This window comes from Alloprevotella sp., assembly GCF_057240785.1.
The window spans coordinates 1-3,857 of the sequence record NZ_DBHHRH010000010.1 but is presented as its reverse complement, the minus strand read 5'-3'; the positions used below and the strand labels follow the sequence as shown (position 1 = coordinate 3,857).

Here is a 3,857-nt window from a genome sequence, read left to right as displayed (position 1 = left end):
TCTTGTACTTCTCTTCTTAAAAGTTTATGTCAATTCTTTCAAAGATCACGTTTGAACTATTCGAAAGTATTTTTCTTTTCGAAAGCGAGTGCAAAGATACGGCAGGTTTTTTAATCCCACAAGTATTTTAGAATCTTTTTTCACAAAATTCCATCCATATACACTCTTTGCTAATAGTACTTTACAAACGCGCATTAAAACTTGCTATTTTACCTCTTTCTACAATCATTGTAATGCTCCTTTTTCTGATTTTTATAATAAAAACACATAGTCTCACTAATACCTATATTATAAAAAAGCGTATATTTGCATTTAGAAAACGATAAAATCAGTTCTATTTATGAAGAAAGCATTTTTCATCCTTCTTGCAGCAATCATTGTCTTTACTGGCTGCACAAAAACGGAAGACGAAACTGTTCCTGAAAGTGTAAGAGCGAGCATTCGAGGTAATTACTATGGTAATTCAGGAGTCTCTTATGTTAAGACAGGAATAGCAGATACATTATATACATATAGTACAGCTCTTGTTACTAATGATAAGATACAGATAGATGGTGTTGCTGTATCCGCCGTAGTAGACTCTATTTTTGGACGCGGCACAGCTGCTGCACAAGGAATTTTGCAGAAACCTGTTCAAGTATCTTACAAGTTATACAATGCCAAAGCAGCCAATGACGAATACTTTCCGATGACCTACAAAGCCTCTTCCATTTCCATAAATGTAAATAAGAATGGACAAACACATACTATTGGTATAGACTTTTACGCATCGAATGGTACGACAGGATTTTTCTGGTATTATCCTAACAAAAATCGTTTGGATATGACTTTGGTCTCCAGTAAGATTTCTATGGACGGCAAGGAAGTTACTCATTTTGCCTCCAAGCCCGATACCACAATGAAAGTTGAATTCCGTTTTCCTCTTTCATTACAGAAAAGATGAAGAAAGTTGTTTTTGTTTTGATCGCTATCACCACGCTTACGGCTTGCGGATCTAGCAAGAACATGGGAAAACTTGTAGGTGCAGACCGAGATGAACACGATTGCATAGGTTCAGCTGGCTATACATGGAGTGATGCTCTTCACCAATGTATTCGCATTTGGGAAGTAGGTGAACGTTTTGAGGCTGGACAAAAAAACATTTTTCTTGTTTTTAATGGCGACTCAACGTATGCTGAAATTTTCACAGATACAAATAAAATTCTCTGCAAGCGTGATAAGACACAGCACAACCTTTGGCTGTCTCGAAAAGGTACTGAGAACGTGCGCATCAATAATGGTGTAACTAGCGTTTTTGTAAAGAATTACACCTACACTAAAAGCACGCAAAAGTAGAAGCAAAGAGCTGTATTCTTGCCTAAAAATCCGCAATTCTCCTCATTGGAAAATTGCGGATTTCTTATATTAACGTGAGTTCGGCGACTACATAATAACCCCAATTCGGTTTAAGAAACGCTCTTTCATGAGTTTCTTAAACTGCACACACTCATCCTTTCGGTCTTGATCTAAAACCGAAGTATAATTGTTTCACGCAAATTATAGGTTAGAATAAAGTGAGCTGTTTTACACCCTGCTTTTCTTCCCTCTCAAACTCCATATTGATGGAAGGTTTGGTGTCGTAGAAAGCATACGCAGCAATGCCAGCTAAAAGGTTTACAACCCCAATTCGGGATAATCTAAGGTGTGTTCCTTCCCCAAGCAAAATGTCACCAGAGTAAGCTGAAACCTTAAACTCTATCTTCTTGCCGTTCACCTTCGTAACCTCGGCTTCGGCTCGGACCACATCGCCAATCTTTGAGGGCTTCAAGTGAGACGATGCAATATGACCGCCAACGGTTGTGCAACCTTCGGGCAGTTCATCCTTGACAGCAAGCATGGCTGCGTTTTCCATGAGTGCCAGCAACATCGGTGTAGCCAGCACTGGCATATCGCCAGAACCGACCCTAATTGCAGTTACAGTTTCAGTAACCGTCAGTTCACTTGTTTGCTTTAATCCTATTTCTATCATGATTATACTCCTGTTATTTTTGTTCCTAACCATACTGCCAATATGCCAATGGTAACGCTTGCGCCAATGTATAGGGCTGACAATAATACATCTCCTATTTTCATCATGGACAGGGACTCGTTGGCAAAGGTGCTGAATGTGGTAAATCCTCCGCAAAAGCCTGTTACAAGAAGTAGCTTCATTTCAGGCGAGAACGCTCCTTTGCCTACCATTCCTATGAAGAGACCGATAAGTAGCGAGCCAACGATATTTACAGTAAATGTTCCCCAAGGCCATGAGCTGACGTTCAAACCCGAAAACAGGTAACGAGCGACAGAACCTAATGCTCCACCAAGAGCTACCAGCAGGATGTTCCTTATCATAGTCTCTTAATCAGTTTGGCTGGTATTCCACCCACAACGGTATTGGGTTCCACATCTTTTGTCACTACTGCGCCAGCTCCTACAATGGCATTCTCGCCTACGGTCACACCTGGCAGGATTGTTGCTCCTGCACCAATCCAACAGTTGCGTTTCAGCATGACTGGCTTGCAGGTGAGGATGGAATGTTCCTCTGGGGCGTGGTTGTTGCTGATGAGTTGGGCATTGGCTGCCACCAACACATCGTCCTCGATGGTTATACCTCCGGCACTCATAAACAGCGAATTGTTCATAATGACCACACGCTTGCCAATCTTCACGTTCTTGCCTCTTACCACCGTGGTCGGTGTCATCAGTCGACTACTCTCACCAAACTCACCGAAGAGTTTCTGCACCAAATCGTCATACTCGTCGGTGTAGGGCATGGTGTGGTTGAGTTTGAAACAGAGTTGGGCATCTTTCACTCCCTGCGCTATCTCTTCACTTGTTGCGTTCCGCAGGTCTATTCTTAGTTCATCCATATAACTATTTGTTAAAACGTTCTCCAACGAAACCATTCCCCTCTGTCTGATTTTCCAAATCAAAATGCTTGAATATTGGAGGTGTGGGCTGAAGGTCATAGTAGTCCATCTGCTCAATCGCCATCTTGAAGTATGCCAGTTTGTCGTATGAGGTATAAAGACGAGGCAGAACGGGGTTGTTGTCGTATATCCATTGCTTCGTCTGCTCATCAACCTCGAAGGATGCCTTACCGACACACCGCACAGAGACCTTACCACTGCTGGACAGAATCTCTATGCAGGGATTCACCTGTAATTGCTTATATACATCCTTTACTGGCGACGTGGCGAAATAAAGGGTCGAACTCTCCATCTTCATAATCTGGAAGATTCGGATTTTAGGTTTGTTCGCCTCACAAGTAGCAAGGGCCACCTCATTATTTTCTTTCAGAAATGCTAATGCTTGTTCCATATTATTCTATCTCAAATTTTGGTTTTACTGGATCTGTCAGGTGATAAACGTGGTCGTATTCTACATCTATCTTATTCGCTAAATTGGAATTTAGTAGCAATCAGAAGACCTCTACCATTTTCGCCTTGTCCCAGACGATTATAAAATAGGTTTACCTTCCCAATCAGTCTTCATGGGTTTATGTACTTTATACCACATTTCAATTTTCAAGTCAATGTTTTTAAAATCGTATTTCAAAATATTTTCCAGTTTGCATTGTCTCTGAATCAATCCGGAATGAGTTAAAAAGAATTTCAATTTGTATTCTTTTTTGGGAAAAATGAAATCAATGAAATTCCTTTTGGGTAACTCAATATCCAATCTCATCTGAGTCCTATTATTTGGAGCCAATCGAAATGCAATTCCATTGATTTTATTCAATCCTGATAGTGCTTTTGGAATTGGGAACAAATCAAAAATGTTTAAATAACGTGAGTTCGACGAATTATAAGTGTCTATAAATTTGGTGATTAGCGAAA

General features: G+C 40.6%; 6 protein-coding genes and 2 pseudogenes. 2 read left to right on the top strand and 6 right to left on the bottom strand.

Annotation, left to right across the window (positions count from 1 at the left end):
* Positions 1 to 340: 340 nt before the first annotated feature.
* Positions 341 to 943: a hypothetical protein gene (locus tag ACO4R2_RS02925; RefSeq protein ID WP_484769100.1), complete on the top strand. Its 603-nt coding sequence runs from the start codon at positions 341 to 343 to the stop codon at positions 941 to 943.
* Positions 940 to 1,335 carry a hypothetical protein gene (locus ACO4R2_RS02920; protein WP_484769099.1) on the top strand — a complete coding sequence of 132 codons (396 nt, stop codon included), beginning with the start codon at positions 940 to 942 and terminating at the stop codon, positions 1,333 to 1,335. Before ACO4R2_RS02925 ends, ACO4R2_RS02920 begins: the two co-directional genes overlap by 4 nt.
* A gap of 208 nt (positions 1,336 to 1,543) precedes the next feature.
* Here the strand turns inward: ACO4R2_RS02920 and ACO4R2_RS02915 are convergent.
* The 6 genes and pseudogenes from ACO4R2_RS02915 to ACO4R2_RS02890 form a co-directional block, all read right to left on the bottom strand.
* A pseudogene (locus ACO4R2_RS02915) lies at positions 1,544 to 1,660 on the bottom strand (IS982 family transposase); the annotation flags it as partial.
* Between the two features lie 15 nt (positions 1,661 to 1,675).
* Positions 1,676 to 2,008: pseudogene (locus ACO4R2_RS02910) on the bottom strand (thioesterase family protein); the annotation flags it as partial.
* 2 nt (positions 2,009 to 2,010) lie between these two features.
* Positions 2,011 to 2,370: a fluoride efflux transporter CrcB gene (crcB, locus tag ACO4R2_RS02905; protein ID WP_484769098.1), complete on the bottom strand. Its 360-nt coding sequence runs from the start codon at positions 2,368 to 2,370 to the stop codon at positions 2,011 to 2,013.
* Positions 2,367 to 2,888, bottom strand: a complete 522-nt coding sequence (locus tag ACO4R2_RS02900) for an acyltransferase (protein WP_484769097.1) — start codon at positions 2,886 to 2,888, stop codon at positions 2,367 to 2,369. Before ACO4R2_RS02900 ends, crcB begins: the two co-directional genes overlap by 4 nt.
* Positions 2,889 to 2,892: 4 nt before the next feature.
* The gene (locus tag ACO4R2_RS02895; RefSeq protein ID WP_484769096.1) at positions 2,893 to 3,339 is read right to left on the bottom strand and encodes a pyridoxamine 5'-phosphate oxidase family protein; all 447 of its coding nucleotides are present in this window, start codon (positions 3,337 to 3,339) and stop codon (positions 2,893 to 2,895) included.
* Positions 3,340 to 3,477: 138 nt separating this feature from the next.
* A partial coding sequence (locus ACO4R2_RS02890) for a hypothetical protein (RefSeq protein ID WP_484769095.1) occupies positions 3,478 to 3,857 on the bottom strand: 380 nt, incomplete at its 5' end.